The organism is Chromobacterium sp. CV08 (assembly GCF_051129845.1).
Lineage (GTDB): Bacteria > Pseudomonadota > Gammaproteobacteria > Burkholderiales > Chromobacteriaceae > Chromobacterium.
In genome coordinates, this window is sequence record NZ_CP150453.1 from 4322431 (window position 1) to 4340346 (window position 17916).

Genomic DNA, 17916 nt, shown 5'->3' on the forward strand with positions numbered 1-17916 from the left:
GACCGGATTATACCGGCAAGCGGCACCGTCCAGCGCGGCGCCTTCGCGCCGCCGCCTCGGCAGTGCGGCTCATTATCGTTTTCATTATCATTTAAAATTGCAATCGATTTTAAATGACCAATAAAAAAAACAATGCGATAATTGCACTACCCACCCGCAGGATGCCGACCATGAACCACCCTCTTTCCGCCCGCGACGGCCTGGACAGCGCCGAGCGCCGTCAGGCCGCCCGCAGCAGCACCCTGGTCAGCGTCGCCGTCAACCTGTTGCTGTCGACGCTGCAGATCATCGCCGGCGCCTGGTCCCATTCGTCGGCGCTGATCGCCGACGGCATCCACTCGCTGTCCGATCTGATCGCCGATTTCGTCGTCCTGCTGGCCGGCCGCCACAGCGGCAAGGGACCGGACAGCGACCACCAGTACGGCCACCAGCGCTACGAGAACGGCGCCTCGCTGGCGCTGGGCCTGTTGCTGCTGGCCGTCGGCGGCGGCATGCTGTATTCGGCCGCGGCCAAATTCCTCCACCCTGAGCAGATCCCGGCCGTGCACTCGCTGGCGCTGTGGATCGCCGCGCTGGCGCTGCTCGCCAAGGAAACGCTGTTCCGCTACATGCTGGCGGTGGCGCGGCGTGTGCGTTCCAGCCTGCTGGTCGCCAACGCCTGGCACGCCCGCTCCGACGCGGCTTCGTCGCTAGTGGTGGCCGCCGGCGTGGCCGGCAATCTGCTCGGCTATCCGATACTGGACCCGGTGGCGGCGCTGATCGTCGGCCTGCTGGTCGGCAAGATGGGCTTCGGCTTCGCCTGGGACGCGCTGCACGATCTGATGGACCGCGCCGCCGACGAGAGCGACGTCGCCGCGATCCGCGACACACTGTTGTCGACGCCCGGCATCGCCGGCATCCACGATCTACGCACCCGCAAGATGGGCGATCAGATCCTGGTCGACGTGCATCTGGAAGTGGACGGACGCATCAATGTCTACCAGGCGCACGCGATCACCGAGGACGCGCAACGGCGCGTGCTGCAGCGCCATCCGGTGCTGGACGTGATGACCCATATCGATCCGGCCGGCCTGCCGCACCATGGCGGCATGCCTGCCGCGCACTAAAGCGGGTTCTGCGTTTTTTGTAAAACGCATCTTTTACGTGCAACTTTTCGCGCATCGTCGTAGTCTATACATACTATGACGATACCATTTCAATCGGTGCCGCGCTGGCTGCTGCATGCCTTGCTGCTGCTGCCGCTGCTCTGGCAATTTGAGACCTACGCCGTCAGTCGCGCGCCCGCCGCGCCCCACCCGGAGCCGACCACCATCAGCACCTGGACCGAGCATCTGCCGGACGATACGCCTTTCCTGCTGGTCCAGGAGGTGCGCGACCGTTTCCGCCACGCCGACGCGAAACGCGACGCCGGCACGCCTGTGCGCGACATCGCCGCGATGCCGTTGCGTCCCGACGGCGCAACCTGATATCCGCGCTTGAACGAAAAACGCCGGCCGCAAGTTGCGGTCGGCGTTTTTTATTCCATATAGATTTTATCGGCGCCAGCGGACGGCCTGGCGGATTGCGGGACCGGCCGCCGGGATGGCCGCGATCGATGGCACCGCCCCAAAAAAACCAAGCCCGCGGCAGACGGGCTTGGTTCAAGGTCAGCGGATGATCTCGACCTTGTAGCGCGGCGGCAACAGCAGCGCCGGCACCTCGCGCTTTTCCTTGCGATTGCGGCGCCCCGGCCTAGCCTGTTTCAAGCCCTCACCCTTGCCGGCGCTCAGCGCCGGCGCCTGCGGCGCGGATTGCCGCTGGAATTCGCGCTGGGGTTCGCGCTGGGGTTCGCGCTGGGGTTCGCGCTGGGGCTCGCGCTGCGACTTCGGCCGCGGCAGCCAGGACGGCCAGAAACCGTCTACGCTCTGCGGCGTCAGCGTCTGCTTGGTCAGCTTCTCGATCGCCTCGTGCTGGCGGGTTTCCTCCGGGCTCATCAGCGAAATCGCCACGCCGGTGGCGCCGGCGCGGCCGGTCCGGCCGATGCGGTGGACATAGTCCTCCGGCGCATTGGGCATCTCGAAGTTCACCACATACGGCAGCTCGGAAATATCGAGACCGCGCGCGGCGACGTCGGTGGCCACCAAGACGCGCAGCTGGCCTTCCTTGAACGCCGCCAGCGTCTCCAGCCGGGCGCCCTGGGTCTTGTCGCCGTGGATGGCCTCGGCGTCCAGGCCGTCCCGCTTCAGGTCGCGCGCCAGCTGGTCGGCGCTGATCTTGGTCTTGCAGAACACGATGACCTGGCTCATTTCGCGCGAGCGGATCAGATGCGCCAGCAGCTGGCGCTTCTTGAACGCGTCGACCTGGAACACCAGCTGCTCCACCTGCTCGTTGGTGGCGTTCTGGCGCGCCACCTCGACGGTTTGCGGCGTATGCATGAAGTCGGCCGCCAGCCGCTTGATCTCCGGCGCGAAGGTGGCGGAGAACAGCAGGGTCTGACGCTCCTTCGGCAGCATGCTCATGATCTTGCGGATATCCTGGATGAAGCCCATGTCCAGCATGCGGTCCGCCTCGTCCAGCACCAGCACTTCCACCTTGTTGAACTGCACGGCCTTCTGCTGGATGTGGTCCAGCAGGCGGCCCGGCGTCGCGATCAGGATCTCGACGCCGCGGCGCAGCTCCTGGGTCTGCGGATCCATGTTGACGCCGCCGTAGACGGTGGTGGCGCGCAGCGGCAGATACTTGGTGTAGCTTTGCACGTTGACGCCGATCTGGTCGGCCAGCTCGCGCGTCGGCGACAGGACCAGCGCGCGGATCGGGTGCATCGCCGGCGATACGCTGGTATTGGCGAACTTCTTCAGCCGTTCCAGAATCGGCAACATGAAGGCGGCGGTCTTGCCGGTGCCGGTCTGCGCGGCAGCCAGCAGGTCGCGGCCGGACAGCACCAGGGGGATCGCCTTCTCCTGGATCGGCGTCGGCTGGCTGTAGCCCTGCTCTTCGATCGCGCGCAGGATCTCCGGCGACAAGCCGAGTTCGGAAAACAACATGTAACACTCCTGCAATACGTAAGGGCACGTTGCAAGGTGCAACGCGCCCCGATGTTCATTGATAAACCGGCGGCGGATAAAGCAAATGCCGCCCCGAAAGGCGGCAACACACCGTCAGCCCATATGGCTGGCCACGCTGATCAGCAGCGTCACCGCCAGCCACAGCAGCGCGGAGCGCCAGACCAGTCCGACCGCGCTTTTCAGAAAACTGGGATCGGCCTCGTCGCCCAGTCCCAGTTCCGGCCGGTATTTCACCGAGTAGTCCTGCCTGAGCGGATCGCCCAGCTTCACGCCCAGCGCGCCGGCGGCCGAGGCGAGCAGGATGCCGTTGGCGTAATTCCCCCAGGTCCGGGCCTGGGAACGCCAGCAATAGATCGCATCCTCGAAATCGCCCATGATCGCGAAGGCGGCGGCGGTCAGCCTGACCGGAATCCAGTCCAGCCATGCCGCGGCCCTAGCCGCGAAGCGCCCGAACGGGTCCTCGTCCACGTCGCGGCTGCCCCATTTCTGGTTCAGCATAGAACACAGCCGGTACAGCAGCGCGCCGGACGGTCCCGGCAGCACCACGAACCAGAACATCGTGCCGAACACGTGGCGATAACTGTCCAGAATGCCCTGCTCGATCGCCAGACGGGAAATCTCCTCCACCGACAACTCGGCTGTCGGCTGCCCGGTCCAGTTGGCCAGCGCCACCCGCGCATCCAGCTCCCGCCCTTCGGCCAGCGCCTGCGAGATATCCGAGAATGCGCCCGAGAAATGGCGAAAGCCCATGGTCAGGTACAGCATCAGCACATTGAAGGCCAGCGCCAGCAGCGGACTCACCGATTTCAGCGAGTAGAACACCAGCAGGCTCAGCGCCAGCGCGGGCAGGATGGCGACCAGCCAGGCCAGAACGCCATGGCGCTCGGCGCCGGCGTTCAGATTGCGCTCGAGATGGTTGGCATAGCGGGTAAACAACAACCACACCCGGTTGCGATTGCCGAGCGGTCTCAGCTGCTCCAGGGCCAGGGCGAGAATCAGGGAGATCAGAGTCATGGGTTCTGGATGTGATTTTCACGGGACCGCTGGGGAAGATACCATAAAGGCCAGCCTGCGCCCACCCGCGCGCGGCGCAAATGCGAAGGGCGTCGTTCGGACGCCCCGTTTCCAAACCCTGGGGCTCAGGCCGAACCGAGCAGCCGGCGGCCGGTGACCGCTTCGCGCTGATTGCCGCCGCGGTCGTATCCCAGCGTGGCGGCGGCGGCGGCGCGCAACACACCCAGCGACTCCTCGACCTTGGCCAGCTTCTCGTTGACGAAGCTGCCGTTCAGCTGGTTGATGCTCTGCGCGCGATTGACCGCGTCCTCCAGATCGGTCCAGGCCTCGCAGGCCGACGGCTTGTCTGCCAGCCAGATGTAAAGCGTGTCTCTATCCAGCACGCCCAGCGAGCCCATCAGGCTGCCGCGCGCCGCCGATTGCCGCGCCAGCTCGTCCAGCACCTGGCTCTTGCTGTCGGACAGCGACTCCAGCTTGTGCTCCTCGCCGTGGATCAAGAGCTTCTGCTCTTCCTCCAGAAGCGCAACCAGCCGGGACACGAGTTCGGCCTCGTCCCGGCAAAAACTTACAAACTCATCGATGACTGACATGTTCCCGCTTCTTCCATGCCGCCCGTCAGCCGTTCAACAGCTCCTGGGCCGAGGAGATCAGGCCGTCGGCGATCTTGTCGGCATTGATGCTGAAGCTGCCGTTGGCGATCGCGGACTTGATCGACTCCACCTTGGCGGCGTCGAACGACGGTTGCTGCGTGCTGGGATCGTTGCCGATCGCGCTCAGGCGGCTGGCAAGCGAATTGATCTGCACATTGTCGCTGCTGCTGCCGGCGCTGCTGGCGGAACTGGACGGCGCACGGGCGGCAGTCTTGCCCTGCGTGCCGTAGGTGCCGGACAGCTTGCCCGAATTGTCGATTTTCATGGCCAGGCCTTCCCGTAGCTAAACTCAACTGATCCTATTATCGACCGAAAAAACAATCTCTTGAACTCTTTTTTCACGGCGGCCGCGGACTAGAAAACCACCGCCACGCTGCCGTCGGCCTGCACCGTGCCGCGCACCACCCTGCCGGTGCTCAGCCGCACGCTGATCTGGTCGCCCTGGGCCGCGTTGCCCAGCGCCGTGCCTTCGGCTTCGGCGCTGAAGCCGTCGCCCTGCGCCATCACCTTGACCTGCTGATTGCTGCGCACCAGATAAGGCGCGCGCACCATGAAGTTGCGCAGCCAGGCCCCGGTCGGGGCGCCGGTCCGCATCACCTGGCCTATCGCCTGGCTGGCGTCGGTCAGCACATTGCCGGCCAGCGCCGGATTGCTGATGTCGACCAGCCTGACGTCGTCGGCGGTGATCTGCTCGCCGGGCGCCATCGCCCGGTTCAACGCCACGCCGACGCGCTTTTCGTCGATCCTCACCGGAATCCGCAGCGCCCAGCCCAGATCGGGACAGGACACCGCCACCGCGGTGGCGCCGGTGGTCACGCCCGGCGTCGCCCAATCGGCTTTGGGCTTGTCGCAGGCCGGCACCACCAGCCTCCGGTCCAGCTGGCCCAATTTCCAGGTGGCCGCGCGCAGCGCCAGCTCGTGTTTCAGGAACTGGTCGGCCAGCTTTTCCAGCAGGCCCAGGTTCTGATTGCCGGCCGCCCAGGCCGGCGCCGCCAGCATCAGGCAGCAGCAACACCACAGTATTCTTCGCATGCCGTATTTTAGCCGAAGCCGCGGCGACGGCGCGATGCCGATTGACAACCCTCCCCGACCTCTCGAATAATCGTTTGAATAGAGCTTAGACTCTTGACACTAAATACAACATCAACATACTCGTTTGTCGAGGAGGAACTCGATGCGCAGCCGCCTGACCGTCATCGCCCTGGCCACCGCACTGGCCGTGCCCGCCGTGGCCAATGCCTACAGCAATTTCTATTTCTTCGGGGACAGCCTGTCCGACATCGGCGCCTTTGGAGGCCAGGCCGGCCTGCCGGTCGGGGCCCACTGGACCTACCAGAACAAGCCCAACTGGACTTCCGTCCTGACAGGACACTACGGTCTGAGCTCCGTCGCCAACAACCCCAGCAACGCCCAGAACACCAGCAGCACGGGCAATAATTACGCCCAGGGCGGCGCCGTCGCGCAGAGCTATCAATCGATCACCCAGTTCCCGGGCACCACAGGGGCGAACGGCTCCGTCGAGCAGTTCGGCCCGGACGGTCAGACCGCCATTCTGGAACTGCCGACCCAGGTGCAGAACTACCTCGCCGCCACCGGCGGCAAGGCCAACCCCAATGCCGTATATTCGGTATGGATCGGCGGCAATGACTTGTCGGCCGCGGCGGGCACGCTGAGTTCCGACATGACGGGAACGACCGCGACCAAACTGCTGGCCACGTCAGCCGCCACTGCCAGTCAATTGATCGGAACCCTGCAGGGCGCCGGCGCAAAAACGATCATCGTGCCCAATGTCCCCAATCTCTCGTCGACTCCCGCCGCGCTATACCAGACCGTGCAAGGCGTCGCCACCGCAGTCGGCCAAGGGGCAGGACTGAGCGGTGCCAACTTGACCGCCTATGTCAACAATGCGGTAAAAGCCGCCTGGACCGCGATCAGCAGCGGCAGCGCCACCCAGGCCAATCAGGCCACCGTCATTTCCCAAGCGTTGGCCGCGGCCAACGCCGCGATGGGCGCGCCGGACTCCGTCACGACCCTGACCGCGCAATACAACACCACCTTGGCCGTCCTGCAGCAACTGACGACCGGCTACAACAGCCTGGTCGACCTCGCCCTGCAAACCAACGGACAACAGCATGGCGTGGTACGCGCCAACATCGCCCAGCTGATGACGGAAATCAGCGCCAATCCGGGCAAATACGGCTTCACGAATACGCTCGGCTCGATCTGCCCTGCCGATGCCATCACCTGCTCGCAATCGGCCTACAACCAGAACTACGTCTTCACCGACGGCCTGCACCCGACTCCTGCCGCGAACCAGATCATCGGCGACTACATCTACGGCCTGCTGCAGGCGCCCTACTTCGCCGGCGCCATCCCGGAGGCCTCGCTGAGCAACGCCCGCCAGCTCGGCGGCGCGCTCGACGCCCGCTATCAGGCGATACGCGCGCAGCAGCGCGCGGTCGGCACCGTCAGCGCCTTCGTCGACGGCGCGTTCAGCAGCGACAAGATCGGCTACGACAACGGCCTGAGCGCCAAGCCCAAGGGCCAGCTGTACACGCTGGGCATAGACTATCAGGCCACGCCGGCGCTGAGCGTCGGCATCGCGATGTCCCGCCAGCAGGGCAAGACCGATATCGACAGCGGCGGCGCCGCCGGCAGCATCAACGACCGCAGCACGCTGATGAGCGGCCTCGTCAGCTACAACCAGGACAAGTTCTGGCTGGACGGCGACCTTCATATCGGCTCCGGCGATCTGGACCTGAGCCGCAGCGTGTCGCTGGGCTCGAGCTCGATCACGGAAAGCGGCAAGACCCGCGCCACCCAGTACGGCCTGCGCGTCGGCGGCGGCTACCGCCTGCAGTACCGCGGCGTCACCACCGGCCCGGTGGCCGGCCTGGAATACAACTACGCCAACGTCAACGGCTATAACGAGCAGAACGGCGACAGCAGCAGCATGTGGTACAACGGCCAGCACATCAGCTCCCTGGTCGGCCGCGTCGGCTGGCAACTCGACGCCGCCATCGGCAAGTTCAACCCGTACGCCAAGGTCAGCTTCGCCCACGAGTTCAAGCAGGACGAGCGCAGCGTGACCTCCGGCCTGACCAGCAGCATCGGCGACTGGACCACCAATCTCGGCAAGCCGGGCGGCAACTGGATGGAATGGACCGCCGGCGTCAGCGCCAACTTCAGCAAGAGCGTCAGCGCCTTCGGCCAGCTGACCGCCACCAGCGGCAGGAACGGCGGCAACCAGGCCGGCGGCAACATCGGCGTCGCGGTATCGTTCTGATCCCGTCCGAGGCAAAAAAAACAGGCTCCCTCGGGAGCCTGTTTTTTTTGTCCGCCCTCGATCGCGGATCAGCCCAGCGCCTTCTCGATCAGCGCCTTCACCGCGCCGGCGTCGGCCGGCAGCGTCACCACCCGCTGAGGCAGCGATTCCAGATGCTCGAAACCGGCCGGGCGCGGCGGATCGCGGTCCAGCGCCTCGCGTATGGTCTCGGCGAACTTGGCCGGCAGCGCCGTCTCCAGGCAGACGACGTTCTCGCCGTCTCGGCGCAGCTGGCGCGCCACCTTGATGCCGTCGGCGGTGTGGGTGTCGACGACGACGCCGTCCTCGGCGTCCACCTGCCGTATCGTCGCGATGCGGTCGGCGTGTACGCTGCTGCCGGAGACGAAACCGAAGGCGTCTCGCACCCGGCCCATCGTTTCCGCATCCAGCTGGAAGCCGCCGCCGGCGTCCACTTCGGCCCACAGCCGCTTGACCTCGGCCCCGTCGCGACCGACCAGGTCGAACACGAAGCGCTCGAAGTTGGACGCCTTGGAGATGTCCATCGACGGGCTGGACGTGACATAGGTGCGTTCGCTGCCGCGCGGCGCGTAGCGGCCGGTGCGGAAGAATTCGTCCAGCACGTCGTTCTCGTTGGTGGCGACGATCAGCCGCTCCACCGGCAGGCCCATGCTGCGCGCCACATGGCCGGCGCAGACATTGCCGAAATTGCCGGAAGGCACGCAGAAGCTGACTTTCTCGTCATTGCTCTCCGTCGCCCGGAAATAGCCGTTGAAGTAGTACACCACCTGGGCGACGACGCGCGCCCAGTTGATCGAGTTGACGGTGCCTATCCTGTGGCGCGCCTTGAACGCGTGGTCGTTCTGCACCGCCTTGACGATGTCCTGGCAGTCGTCGAACATGCCCTCGATGGCGATGTTGTGGATGTTCCCGTCCTGCAGGCTGTACATCTGCGCGCGCTGGAAGGCGCTCATCTTGCCGTCCGGACTCAGCATGAACACATTGATGCCGCGCTTGCCGCGCATCGCGTATTCGGCGGCAGAGCCGGTGTCGCCGGAGGTGGCGCCGACGATGTTCAGCGTCTCGCCGCGTTGGTCCAGCACGTACTCGAACAGCTGGCCGAGAAACTGCATCGCCATGTCCTTGAACGCCAGCGTCGGGCCATTGGACAGTTCCAGCACGGCCAGGCCGTCATGCAGGCGCTTGATCGGCGTGATGGCCTCGCTGCCGAACGTTTCCGGGCGATAGGCCCGCTCGACGATGCCCTTCAGATCGTCTGCCGGGATGTCGTCGGCGAACAGGCTGATGATCTCGAAGGCCAGCTCGGCGTAGCCCAGACGGCGCCAGGCGTCCAGCGTGGCGCGGTCGATTCGCGGATAGCGCTCCGGCAGCAACAGGCCGCCGTCCGGCGCCAGGCCCATCAGCACGGTCTCGCAGAACGGCAGCGGCGCCATGCCGCCGCGGGTACTGATATATCGCATCAACGTTGTTCCAGGTATTGGCCGCAGGCGGCGGAGGCTTCCTTCAGCCTCTGCTTGCCGCGCGGGTCGTCCTTCTTGATCTGGCCGGTGACCACGCCCATCACCTCTTCCTCGGTGAAGGTGCCGGCCAGCTTCTCGCTCGCGCACTGGCAGTAGCGCTGCACCTGCTCGTTGCCGGGCTGGCCGACGCCGTCGGACGCCGGCGTGCGCTTCAGACAGCCGCGCATCAGGAAACCCTGCAGCAACTGGTGCTGTCCGGGGCTGAGCGGCGTGGCCGCGGCGACGCCGGCCAATAATGCGGCGCACAGGCCGGCTTGCCAAAGTCTAGTCATTCAGTTCTTCCATCCTCAGGCGCACCACCTTGCCGGCCACGCTGTCCAGCGCTTCGATGCCGTCTATGGCGCGGTTGATCGCCTTCTCCTGCACCCGGTGGGTCAGGATCACCACTTCGGCGGTACCGTCGCTGACCGAGCCTTTCTGGATCAATGCCTCGATCGAGATGCCGTTCTCGGCCAGCAGGCGGGTAATGTTGGCCAGCACGCCGGCGCGGTCTATCGCCCCTATCCGCAAGTAGTAGGAACTCGTGACCTCGGCGATCGGCAGAATCGGCAGATCCTGCAGCTGGTCCGGCTGGAACGCGAGGTGCGGCACGCGGTGTTCCGGATCCGAGGTCAACAGGCGGGTGACGTCGACGATGTCGGCCACCACCGCCGACGCGGTCGGCAAGGCGCCGGCACCGGCGCCGTAGTACAGCGTCGGCCCCAGCGCGTCGCCCTTGACCAGCACCGCGTTCATCACGCCGTTGACGTTGGCGATCAGCCGGCCTTCCGGAATCAGCGTCGGGTGCACGCGCAGCTCCACGCCCTTGTCGGTGCGGCGGGTCAGGCCCAGCAGCTTGACGCGGTAGCCCAGCTCCTCGGCGTAGCGGATGTCGCGGCCGTCGAGCTGGCTGATGCCTTCCAGATAGCACTGGTCGAACTGCATCGGGATGCCGAAGGCCAGCGCCGCCATGATGGTCAGCTTGTGGCCGGCGTCATGGCCCTCGATGTCGAAAGTCGGGTCCGCTTCGGCGTAGCCCAGCTTCTGCGCCTCGGCCAGCACCTCGGCGAAGCTCGCGCCCTTGTCGCGCATCTCGGTCAGGATGAAATTGGAGGTGCCGTTGATGATGCCGGCTATCCATTCGATGCGGTTGGCGGCCAGGCCCTCGCGCAAGGTCTTGATGATGGGGATGCCGCCGGCCACCGCCGCCTCGAACGCCACCATCACGCCCTTTTCCTGCGCGCGGGCGAAGATCTCGGTGCCGTGCAGCGCCAACAGCTTCTTGTTGGCGGTGACCACGTGCTTGCCGTTGGCGATCGCCTTCAGCACCAGGTCCTTGGCGACGGCGTCGCCGCCGATCAGCTCGACGACGATGTCGACTTCGGGGTTGTCGACGACCTGCTGCACGTCGTCGACCACCGACACCTCCGGCCCCAGCGCGGCGCGCGCCTTGGCCGCGTCGCGGCTGGCGGCCACCAGCAGCCGGATTTCGCGGCCGGCGCGGCGGGTGATCTCGCCGGCGTTCCGTTTCAGCACGGTGGCGGTGCCGCCGCCGACGGTGCCCACGCCCAGCAGGCCGATATTGATCGGTTTCATGTACATCTCCATTCAGTCCCTGGTTTTATTCCGGCCGAAGGCCGTCTGGACAGGCGCGTCCTGTCCGGGCGGTCCTCGGGCGGCGGGAAGACCCGCCGCCCGCGCTCGCTTCAAACGATCAGGCGGTCGCGCCGTGACGCTTGCGGTAGCTTTCCAGGAAACGCGCGATCCGGCCTATGGCCTCGATCAGGTCGTCCGAATTGGGAAGGAATACCACGCGGAAGTGATCCGACGCAATCCAGTTGAAGCCGGTGCCCTGCACCAGCAGCACCTTCTCCTGCTGCAGCAATTCCAGGATGAACTGCTGGTCGTCGGCGATCGGATAGACCTTGGGATCCAGTCTCGGGAACAGATAGAGCGCGCCCTGCGGCTTGACGCAGCTGACGCCGGGAATCTCGGTCAGCAGCTTGTGCGCGAGGTCGCGCTGGCGGGCCAGCCGCCCGCCGGGCGCCACCAGGTCGTCTATGCTCTGGTAACCGCCGAGCGCGGTCTGGATCGCGTACTGCGACGGCACATTGGCGCACAAGCGCATCGAGGCCAGCATGTTCAGGCCTTCGATGTAATCCCTGGCGTGCTTCTTCTCGCCGGACAATATCATCCAGCCGGCGCGGTAGCCGCAGGCGCGGTAGTTCTTCGACAGGCCGTTGAAGGTCACCGTGAACAGGTCCGGCGCAAGGGACGCGATCGAGGTGTGCTTGACCTCGTCGTACAGCACCTTGTCGTAGATCTCGTCGGCGTAGATGATCAGCTGGTGCTGGCGGGCCACATCGACGATGCGCTGCAGCAGCTCCGGCGGGTACACGGCGCCGGTCGGGTTGTTCGGATTGATGATGACGATGGCGCGGGTGGACGGCGTGATCTTGGCCTGGATGTCCTCGATGCTGGGGAACCAGCCGTTCTCCTCCTCGCAACGATAGTGCACGGCCTTGCCGCCTGCCAGGCTGACCGCCGCGGTCCACAGCGGATAGTCCGGCGCCGGCACCAGCACCTCGTCGCCGTTGTCCAGCAGTGCCTGCATCGCCATCACGATCAGCTCGGACACGCCGTTGCCGACGATGATGTCGTCCATCGCCACATTGGGCAGATGCTTCTGCTGCGCGTAGTGCATGATGGCCTTGCGCGCGGCGAACAAGCCCTTGGAGTCGGAATAACCGGACGCCGCCGGCAGATTGGCGATCACGTCCTCGATCAGCTCGTCCGGCGCGAAGAAGCCGAACGGCGCCGGATTGCCGATGTTCAGCTTGATGATGCGGTGGCCCTCGTCCTCCATCCGCTTGGCGTGCTCGAGCACGGGACCGCGGATGTCGTAACAGACGTTGGCGAGTTTCTGCGATTTGTGGACTGGCTGCATGGCGGCGGCGGCTTCCGTATCTGGCCGCCCGCCGGACGGGACGGTCTTGCGTTGGCGGTGTGCTTGTTTCATGGGGTCTCTGTAATCGTCGGCGCCCGGCGCTTGAAACCATATTCAGGGCGTGGTCGCGCCGTGGCCGGGTCTGGGTATAATCCTATCCCAATCTTTGGTGCGCTGCACAGCGCCGCCGCGCGGCCCGTCCGCCGCGCCCCGAACTCACGCCAACGGAGCCAAACCGATGAAAATGCAGCAATCGCTGGGACAGGGCAAAAACCTGTTCACCGGCTATGGCGATGGCCATGTGCTGATCAACGCCGAGCGCCACGACGGCAATCTGATCGTCAGCGGCGACGAGATCGCCGCCTGGGCGGCGCCGGACTTCGCCGGCCTCGCCGCCGAACATTTCGAGGCGCTGCTGGCCTACCGGCCCGAAGTGGTGCTGTTCGGCTCCGGCCGCAGCCAGCGCTTCGTCCACCCGCGGCTGTACGCGGCGCTGACCGGCGCCGGCATCGGCGTCGAGAGCATGGACACCCAGGCCGTCTGCCGCACCTTCAACATCCTCCTGGCCGAAGACCGCCGCGTCGTCGCCGCGCTGCTGGCGATCTGAGCTATCGCTCGGGCCCGCCGCCGTCGCGGTGGTAGGCCCACACGACGGCGGCGGAGGCCAGCGACACCAGCGCCAGCAGCGCGAACAGCGCCGACTGGCTCCAGGCCAGACCGATCAGCACGCCGCCCAGCCACGGCCCCAGCACCGAGCCGACGCGGCCGACGCCCAGGCTCCAACCGACGCCGGTGGCCCGAAGGCCGGTCGGATAGGCGCTGGCCGCCAGCGCGTTGACCGCCGGCTGGCCGCCGATGATGAAGAAGCCGACGCAGAACAGCAGCACGTACAGCCACAGAGCCTCTCCATTGATCCGGCCCAGCACCCACAATCCCAGCGCGGCCGACAGGAAGCTGGCCAACAGCACATTGCGAAAACCGACGCGGTCTATCCAGTATCCGAAAGACAGCGTCCCGGCCACGCCGCCCAGCTGCAGCATGCTGCCGGCCAACAGCGCGTCGCGCATCTGTAGCCCCTGGGCCCGCAGCAGCGAAGGCATCCAGTTGGACAGGAAATACAGCACGATCAGATTGAGGAAGCTCAGCAGCCACAGCAGCAGCGTGCGCCGGGCCAGGCCGTCGCCGAACAGCGCGGCGACAGGGCTTTGGGACGGCAGGCTCTCCGCCAGCCACGGCCGGCAGTCGGCCGGCAAGGCCGGCTCCATCCGCCGCAACCAGAACAGCGCCTGAGCCGGCCTGCCGCGCAGCAGCAGGAAGCGCGCCGATTCCGGCAGGCCGCTCAGCATCGGCAGCCACAGCAGCAAGGGCGCGACGCCGCCGACGACGAAGACCGCGCGCCAGCCGTGCGCCGGAATCAGCCAAGCCGCCAGCAGGCCGCCCAGCAGCGCGCCGGCGGTGAAGCCGCAGGAAATCATCATCATCAGGCTGGCGCGCCGCCGCGCCGGGCTGTATTCGCCGGCCAGCGCCATCGCGTTCGGCATGATGCCGCCCAGGCCCAGCCCGGTCAGAAAGCGTAGCGCGATCAACTGCGGCAGCGTCTGCGCGGCCGCCGTCGCCAGCATGCCGGCAGAGAACCCCAGCGTGCAGACCAGCAGGATGGGTCGACGGCCGACCCGGTCGGCCAGCGCGCCGAACAGCAGGGCTCCCAGCAACAGGCCGAACAGTCCGGCGCTGAACACCGGCCCCAGCGCCGACTTGGCGATGCCCCAGTCCTCCAGCAAGGCCGGCGCGACATAGCCCATCGCCTGCACGTCGAAACCGTCCAGAATCATGCACAGCCCGCACAAGGCCAACAAGCGGTACTGAAACCCGCCCAAGGGCCGCTCGTCCAACCACCCGCCCAACTCCATGCCCGCCCCTTCGATATGCAAATGTCAAAACAGCATCGAATAAAGGCGGGAGCGGGTCAAGCTGCGGCGCAGCACACATTCAAGCGTATGTTATCCATCCATGAATGACAAAGCAGTGGCCACGCCATGGCAAGTCATCAGTTGTATCCGCTGCGCGGATAATATTTTAGGTGGCGGTTCCGCCCGCCAAACGGGCCAGGGGCTGTGCGGCCAGCCCCTTGGCGATCCCAGGCCGCCCCTCAGCCCGCGAAACCCCGGCAAAAAAGCGCCTGGCCAGGAGCCGCCGAAACTAGCCGCGCGCTAACGTCGCGCGGCGTCGAACAAATCGGCGGCTTAAAACCTGGCCAGACGCTTTTTTGCCGGCGCGTGCCGAAGGGGGTATGGTCGCCCATCAGCCATCTACCCGAACGCCAAAACCGGCAGACATCCACTGCTTTGTCTCCAAAGAAAATGCCGCTCGCCAAACCGGCGAACGGCATCGATGCAGACGGGCCCGGCCCCGCCGGAGCCGCCTCAATGCAGCTTCAACGCCGGCCGCGCCGCCCGCCTCAGCTTGTCGCCGATGAACAGCAGTATCGCCAGCACCCAGCCGTGCACCGCCGCCTGGTGCATCCGATACAAGGACGCGTAGATCAGCTTCGCGCCACGGCCCTCGACGTGGTAGTCGCGCTTCGGTCCGACCAGCGCCGCCAGGCTGCCGACCGCGGTGTGCTTGCCCAGCGACACCATCATGCCCTGCGGCTTGAAGACGAAGGGCCGCGCCGGCTTGTCCTCCAGCCTGCGCGCCAGCTCGTCTGCCAGATAGCGCGCCTGCTGGTGCGCCACCTGGGCGGTGGCCGACAGCATGCGGCCGCTGTCGCCGTCAGGCGCGGCGGCGCAGTCGCCCATCGCGTAGATGCAGTCGCCGCCGGCGCAATGCAGGCGGGTGTCGACCACCAGCTGGTTGACGCGGTTGGTCTCCAGCCCGTCCAGGCCGGCCAGCCAGCCCGGCGCCTTGACGCCTGCCGCCCACACCGTGATGTCGGCCTCCACCTTGCCGCCATCCTGCAGCGCGACGCCGTCGGCCTCGACCGCCGCCACACGGCTGCCGGTCAGCACCCGGATGTGCTTGCCGGCCAGCTGCTCCTCCGCATAGGCCGACAAGGACGGCGGCGCGGCGGCCAGGATGCGGTCGGCCCCCTCGATCACGCTGATCTTGACCCGCTCCGGCTGCAGACGCGCGCCGTAGTGGTGCAACTCGCACATCGTGTGGTTCAGCTCGGCCGCCAACTCGACGCCGGTGGCGCCGCCGCCGACGATGGCGATGGACAGCGCGCGCGCCGGCGCCGCGCCGCCGCTGGCGCGAAAGGCCTGCTCCAGCACGCGGTGGCGCAGCTTTTCCGCGTCGGCCGGCGTGTTCAGGAACATCGCGTGCTCCGCCACGCCAGGCGTGCCGAAATCATTGGCCTCGGCGCCGACGGCGATCACCAGCCAGTCGTAGGGCACGTCGCGCTCGGGACTCAGCTCGCTGCCGTCGTGGCCGCGTATCGCCGCCAGCCGGATCGCGCGCCGGCCCTGGTCGAGGCCGGTCATGTAGCCGAACTCGAAATCGTAGCCGTTGCGGTAGCCGTGGGCGAAGTAGTTGACCTCGTCCTCGCCGGTGTTCAGCGCGCCGGTGGCCACTTCATGCAGCAGCGGCTTCCAGATATGGGTGGGCGAACCGTCGACCAGAATGATCTGCGCGCGGTGGCGCGCGCCCAGCGTGCGCCCCAAGCGCGTCGCCAGCTCCAGCCCCCCGGCCCCTCCCCCGACGATGACGATGCGCGGCAAGGCCGCGTTTCGGCTCAACATAAGCAGCTCCTGATGAGTGGTATTTTTTGCCAAGATTACCGCATTTTCTGTCCGGCCTGCGGCGCCCGGCGACAATTAGCACCATGCCATGGAGGATAGATGCCGCCGGTCTGCCGCCATGCAATAAAAAACGGGCAACAGCCAGCGGCCATTGCCCGTTTTCCGTCCCCGGTCCGCGCCGGCGCCCTACCATAGCGACTTCGCCAGCAACGCCGCCAGCAGGATGGCGATCAGCAGCAGCAGGCAGTTCTGCCGCTTCTGCTCTCGCATCAGCTGGATATAGCCTTCCACCAGCAGGTCGGTCTTGGCCGACGACAGCGTCTCGTGCAGCTTGCGCGGCAAGGTAGGCAGCGTGGTCGCCCATTGCGGCGCCTCGTTCTTCAGCGTGCGCAGCAAGCCGCGCCAGCCGACCTGCTCGTTCATCCACTTGGTCAGGAACGGCTTGGCGGTGTCCCACAGGTCGAGATCCGGATCCAGCTGCCGGCCCAGTCCTTCGATGTTCAGCAGCGTCTTCTGCAGCAGCACCAGCTGCGGCTGGATCTCGACATTGAAGCGGCGGCTGGTCTCGAACAGCCTCAGCAGCACCATGCCGAACGAGATCTGGCTCAGCGGCTTCTCGAATATCGGCTCGCACACGGTGCGCACCGCCGCCTCCAGCTCCTCGGCGCGGGTGTCCTTGGGCACCCAGCCCGATTCGATGTGGGCGGTGGCGACGCGGTGGTAGTCGCGGTTGAAGAAGGCCAGGAAGTTGACGGCCAGATAATGCTTGTCGTTGTCGGTCAGGCTGCCGACGATGCCGAAATCGAGCGCGATGTAGCGGCCGTCCGGCGCGACGAAGATATTGCCCGGGTGCATGTCGGCGTGGAAGAAGCCGTGGCGGAACACCTGGGTGAAGAAGATCTCGACGCCGTAGCGGCTGAGCTTCCTCAAATCGACGCCGGCTTCGCGCAGACGGTCTATCTGCCCCACCGGGATGCCGTGCATCCACTCCAGCGTCAGCACTTCGCGGCTGGACTGGTCATAGAACACCTCGGGCACGATCAGCAGCTCGGAGCCTTTGAAATTGCGCCGCAGCTGCGAGGCGTTGGCCGCCTCGTGCATCATGTCCAGCTCGTCATGCAGGTATTTGTCGAACTCGGCCACCACCTCGCGCGGCTTCAGCCGCTTGCCGTCGGAAAACAGCCGCTCCACCCAGCCGGCCAGCGCCCGCATCAAGGCCAGATCCTGCTCGATCACCGACAGGATGCCGGGGCGCAGCACCTTGACCGCCACCTCGCGGCCGCGGCCGCCGTCCGGCTGCCTGAGCCAGGCCTTGTGGACCTGGGCGACCGAGGCGCTGGCCACCGGCTTCGGGTCGAAATCGACGTAGACGTCCTCGACCCGGCGGCCCAGGCTGCTTTCCACGACCTGGCGGGCGACGGCGCCGTCGAACGGCGGCACCCGGTCCTGCAGCAGCGCCAGCTCTTCGGCGTATTCCGCCGGCAGCAGATCGCGGCGCGTCGACAGCACCTGGCCGAACTTGACGAAGATCGGCCCCAGGCTCTCCAGCGCCAGCCGCACCCGGCGCGGCAGCGGCGCCGAGGTGTCCCGGCGGATCGGACACAGGCCGAACAGCTTGTGCAGCAAGGCGAGTTTGGAGTGCCCCTCGAGGAAATCGTCCAGACCGTAGCGGTACAGGGTGGCAACAATCTTCAGCGAACGCGATATCGGCATAAATC

Annotated in this window: 16 protein-coding genes; 4 read left to right on the forward strand and 12 right to left on the reverse strand. The window is 66.2% G+C overall.

Features of this window, described 5'->3' with window-relative positions; genetic code table 11:
- Window positions 1–170: 170 nt before the first annotated feature.
- Both WNM05_RS19655 and WNM05_RS19660 read left to right on the forward strand, forming a co-directional pair.
- Complete coding sequence (locus tag WNM05_RS19655; protein ID WP_434630127.1) at window positions 171–1106, forward strand: cation diffusion facilitator family transporter; 936 nt, start codon at window positions 171–173, stop codon at window positions 1104–1106.
- A 75-nt stretch (window positions 1107–1181) separates the two neighbouring features.
- Complete coding sequence (locus WNM05_RS19660) at window positions 1182–1466, forward strand: hypothetical protein (RefSeq protein ID WP_434630129.1); 285 nt, start codon at window positions 1182–1184, stop codon at window positions 1464–1466.
- A gap of 180 nt (window positions 1467–1646) precedes the next feature.
- Here the strand turns inward: WNM05_RS19660 and WNM05_RS19665 are convergent, their stop codons facing one another.
- The 5 genes from WNM05_RS19665 to flgA all read right to left on the reverse strand — a co-directional run bounded on the left by WNM05_RS19665 (window position 1647) and on the right by flgA (window position 5740).
- Window positions 1647–3023, reverse strand: a complete 1377-nt coding sequence (locus tag WNM05_RS19665) for a DEAD/DEAH box helicase (RefSeq protein ID WP_434630131.1) — start codon at window positions 3021–3023, stop codon at window positions 1647–1649.
- Window positions 3024–3137: 114 nt separating this feature from the next.
- Window positions 3138–4058, reverse strand: coding sequence for a CobD/CbiB family protein (locus tag WNM05_RS19670; protein ID WP_434630132.1), 921 nt, complete (start codon window positions 4056–4058; stop codon window positions 3138–3140).
- Between the two features lie 125 nt (window positions 4059–4183).
- The gene (locus WNM05_RS19675) at window positions 4184–4648 is read right to left on the reverse strand and encodes a flagella synthesis protein FlgN (RefSeq protein ID WP_434630133.1); all 465 of its coding nucleotides are present in this window, start codon (window positions 4646–4648) and stop codon (window positions 4184–4186) included.
- A 25-nt stretch (window positions 4649–4673) separates the two neighbouring features.
- Window positions 4674–4973, reverse strand: coding sequence for a flagellar biosynthesis anti-sigma factor FlgM (gene flgM, locus WNM05_RS19680; protein ID WP_434630135.1), 300 nt, complete (start codon window positions 4971–4973; stop codon window positions 4674–4676).
- A gap of 89 nt (window positions 4974–5062) precedes the next feature.
- On the reverse strand, window positions 5063–5740 hold the full coding sequence (gene flgA / locus WNM05_RS19685) for a flagellar basal body P-ring formation chaperone FlgA (RefSeq protein WP_434630137.1): 678 nt from the start codon (window positions 5738–5740) through the stop codon (window positions 5063–5065).
- 142 nt (window positions 5741–5882) lie between these two features.
- Between flgA and WNM05_RS19690 the strand changes: the two genes are divergently transcribed.
- Window positions 5883–7994: an autotransporter outer membrane beta-barrel domain-containing protein gene (locus tag WNM05_RS19690; RefSeq protein WP_434630139.1), complete on the forward strand. Its 2112-nt coding sequence runs from the start codon at window positions 5883–5885 to the stop codon at window positions 7992–7994.
- A gap of 68 nt (window positions 7995–8062) precedes the next feature.
- Here the strand turns inward: WNM05_RS19690 and thrC are convergent, their stop codons facing one another.
- The 4 genes from thrC to WNM05_RS19710 form a co-directional block, all read right to left on the reverse strand.
- Entirely contained in the window at window positions 8063–9472 is a 1410-nt protein-coding gene (gene thrC, locus WNM05_RS19695; RefSeq protein ID WP_434630140.1) for a threonine synthase, read from the reverse strand.
- Window positions 9472–9804 (reverse strand): hypothetical protein, encoded by a 333-nt coding sequence (locus WNM05_RS19700; protein ID WP_158300932.1) that lies wholly within the window; start codon window positions 9802–9804, stop codon window positions 9472–9474. The genes thrC and WNM05_RS19700 overlap by 1 nt, the downstream gene beginning before the upstream one ends.
- A complete protein-coding gene (locus WNM05_RS19705; protein ID WP_434630143.1) occupies window positions 9797–11107 on the reverse strand; it encodes a homoserine dehydrogenase in 1311 nt (436 codons plus the stop codon). The genes WNM05_RS19700 and WNM05_RS19705 overlap by 8 nt, the downstream gene beginning before the upstream one ends.
- A gap of 118 nt (window positions 11108–11225) precedes the next feature.
- Complete coding sequence (locus WNM05_RS19710; RefSeq protein ID WP_434635170.1) at window positions 11226–12458, reverse strand: pyridoxal phosphate-dependent aminotransferase; 1233 nt, start codon at window positions 12456–12458, stop codon at window positions 11226–11228.
- 238 nt (window positions 12459–12696) lie between these two features.
- Here WNM05_RS19710 and WNM05_RS19715 point away from each other — a divergent pair, with 238 nt between their 5' ends.
- Window positions 12697–13065 carry an Mth938-like domain-containing protein gene (locus WNM05_RS19715; RefSeq protein WP_434630145.1) on the forward strand — a complete coding sequence of 123 codons (369 nt, stop codon included), beginning with the start codon at window positions 12697–12699 and terminating at the stop codon, window positions 13063–13065.
- 1 nt (window position 13066) lies between these two features.
- Here WNM05_RS19715 and WNM05_RS19720 read toward each other — a convergent pair whose 3' ends face one another.
- The 3 genes from WNM05_RS19720 to ubiB form a co-directional block, all read right to left on the reverse strand.
- Window positions 13067–14368 (reverse strand): MFS transporter, encoded by a 1302-nt coding sequence (locus tag WNM05_RS19720; RefSeq protein ID WP_434630147.1) that lies wholly within the window; start codon window positions 14366–14368, stop codon window positions 13067–13069.
- A gap of 513 nt (window positions 14369–14881) precedes the next feature.
- The gene (locus WNM05_RS19725; protein WP_434630149.1) at window positions 14882–16198 is read right to left on the reverse strand and encodes an NAD(P)/FAD-dependent oxidoreductase; all 1317 of its coding nucleotides are present in this window, start codon (window positions 16196–16198) and stop codon (window positions 14882–14884) included.
- 186 nt (window positions 16199–16384) lie between these two features.
- Complete coding sequence (gene ubiB, locus WNM05_RS19730; protein ID WP_434630150.1) at window positions 16385–17911, reverse strand: ubiquinone biosynthesis regulatory protein kinase UbiB; 1527 nt, start codon at window positions 17909–17911, stop codon at window positions 16385–16387.
- Window positions 17912–17916 lie beyond the last annotated feature (5 nt).

Bases quoted from the DNA above. Each gene is read 5' to 3' on its own strand.
- thrC (WP_434630140.1), bottom strand. From the start codon at position 9,472: ATGCGATATATCAGTACCCGCGGCGGCATGGCGCCGCTGCCGTTCTGC.
- WNM05_RS19725 (WP_434630149.1), bottom strand. From the start codon at position 16,198: ATGTTGAGCCGAAACGCGGCCTTGCCGCGCATCGTCATCGTCGGGGGA.
- WNM05_RS19705 (WP_434630143.1), bottom strand. From the start codon at position 11,107: ATGAAACCGATCAATATCGGCCTGCTGGGCGTGGGCACCGTCGGCGGC.
- WNM05_RS19665 (WP_434630131.1), bottom strand. From the start codon at position 3,023: ATGTTGTTTTCCGAACTCGGCTTGTCGCCGGAGATCCTGCGCGCGATC.
- WNM05_RS19720 (WP_434630147.1), bottom strand. From the start codon at position 14,368: ATGGAGTTGGGCGGGTGGTTGGACGAGCGGCCCTTGGGCGGGTTTCAG.
- ubiB (WP_434630150.1), bottom strand. From the start codon at position 17,911: ATGCCGATATCGCGTTCGCTGAAGATTGTTGCCACCCTGTACCGCTAC.
- WNM05_RS19655 (WP_434630127.1), top strand. From the start codon at position 171: ATGAACCACCCTCTTTCCGCCCGCGACGGCCTGGACAGCGCCGAGCGC.
- WNM05_RS19675 (WP_434630133.1), bottom strand. From the start codon at position 4,648: ATGTCAGTCATCGATGAGTTTGTAAGTTTTTGCCGGGACGAGGCCGAA.
- flgM (WP_434630135.1), bottom strand. From the start codon at position 4,973: ATGAAAATCGACAATTCGGGCAAGCTGTCCGGCACCTACGGCACGCAG.
- WNM05_RS19670 (WP_434630132.1), bottom strand. From the start codon at position 4,058: ATGACTCTGATCTCCCTGATTCTCGCCCTGGCCCTGGAGCAGCTGAGA.
- WNM05_RS19690 (WP_434630139.1), top strand. From the start codon at position 5,883: ATGCGCAGCCGCCTGACCGTCATCGCCCTGGCCACCGCACTGGCCGTG.
- WNM05_RS19710 (WP_434635170.1), bottom strand. From the start codon at position 12,458: ATGCAGCCAGTCCACAAATCGCAGAAACTCGCCAACGTCTGTTACGAC.
- flgA (WP_434630137.1), bottom strand. From the start codon at position 5,740: ATGCGAAGAATACTGTGGTGTTGCTGCTGCCTGATGCTGGCGGCGCCG.
- WNM05_RS19715 (WP_434630145.1), top strand. From the start codon at position 12,697: ATGAAAATGCAGCAATCGCTGGGACAGGGCAAAAACCTGTTCACCGGC.
- WNM05_RS19700 (WP_158300932.1), bottom strand. From the start codon at position 9,804: ATGACTAGACTTTGGCAAGCCGGCCTGTGCGCCGCATTATTGGCCGGC.
- WNM05_RS19660 (WP_434630129.1), top strand. From the start codon at position 1,182: ATGACGATACCATTTCAATCGGTGCCGCGCTGGCTGCTGCATGCCTTG.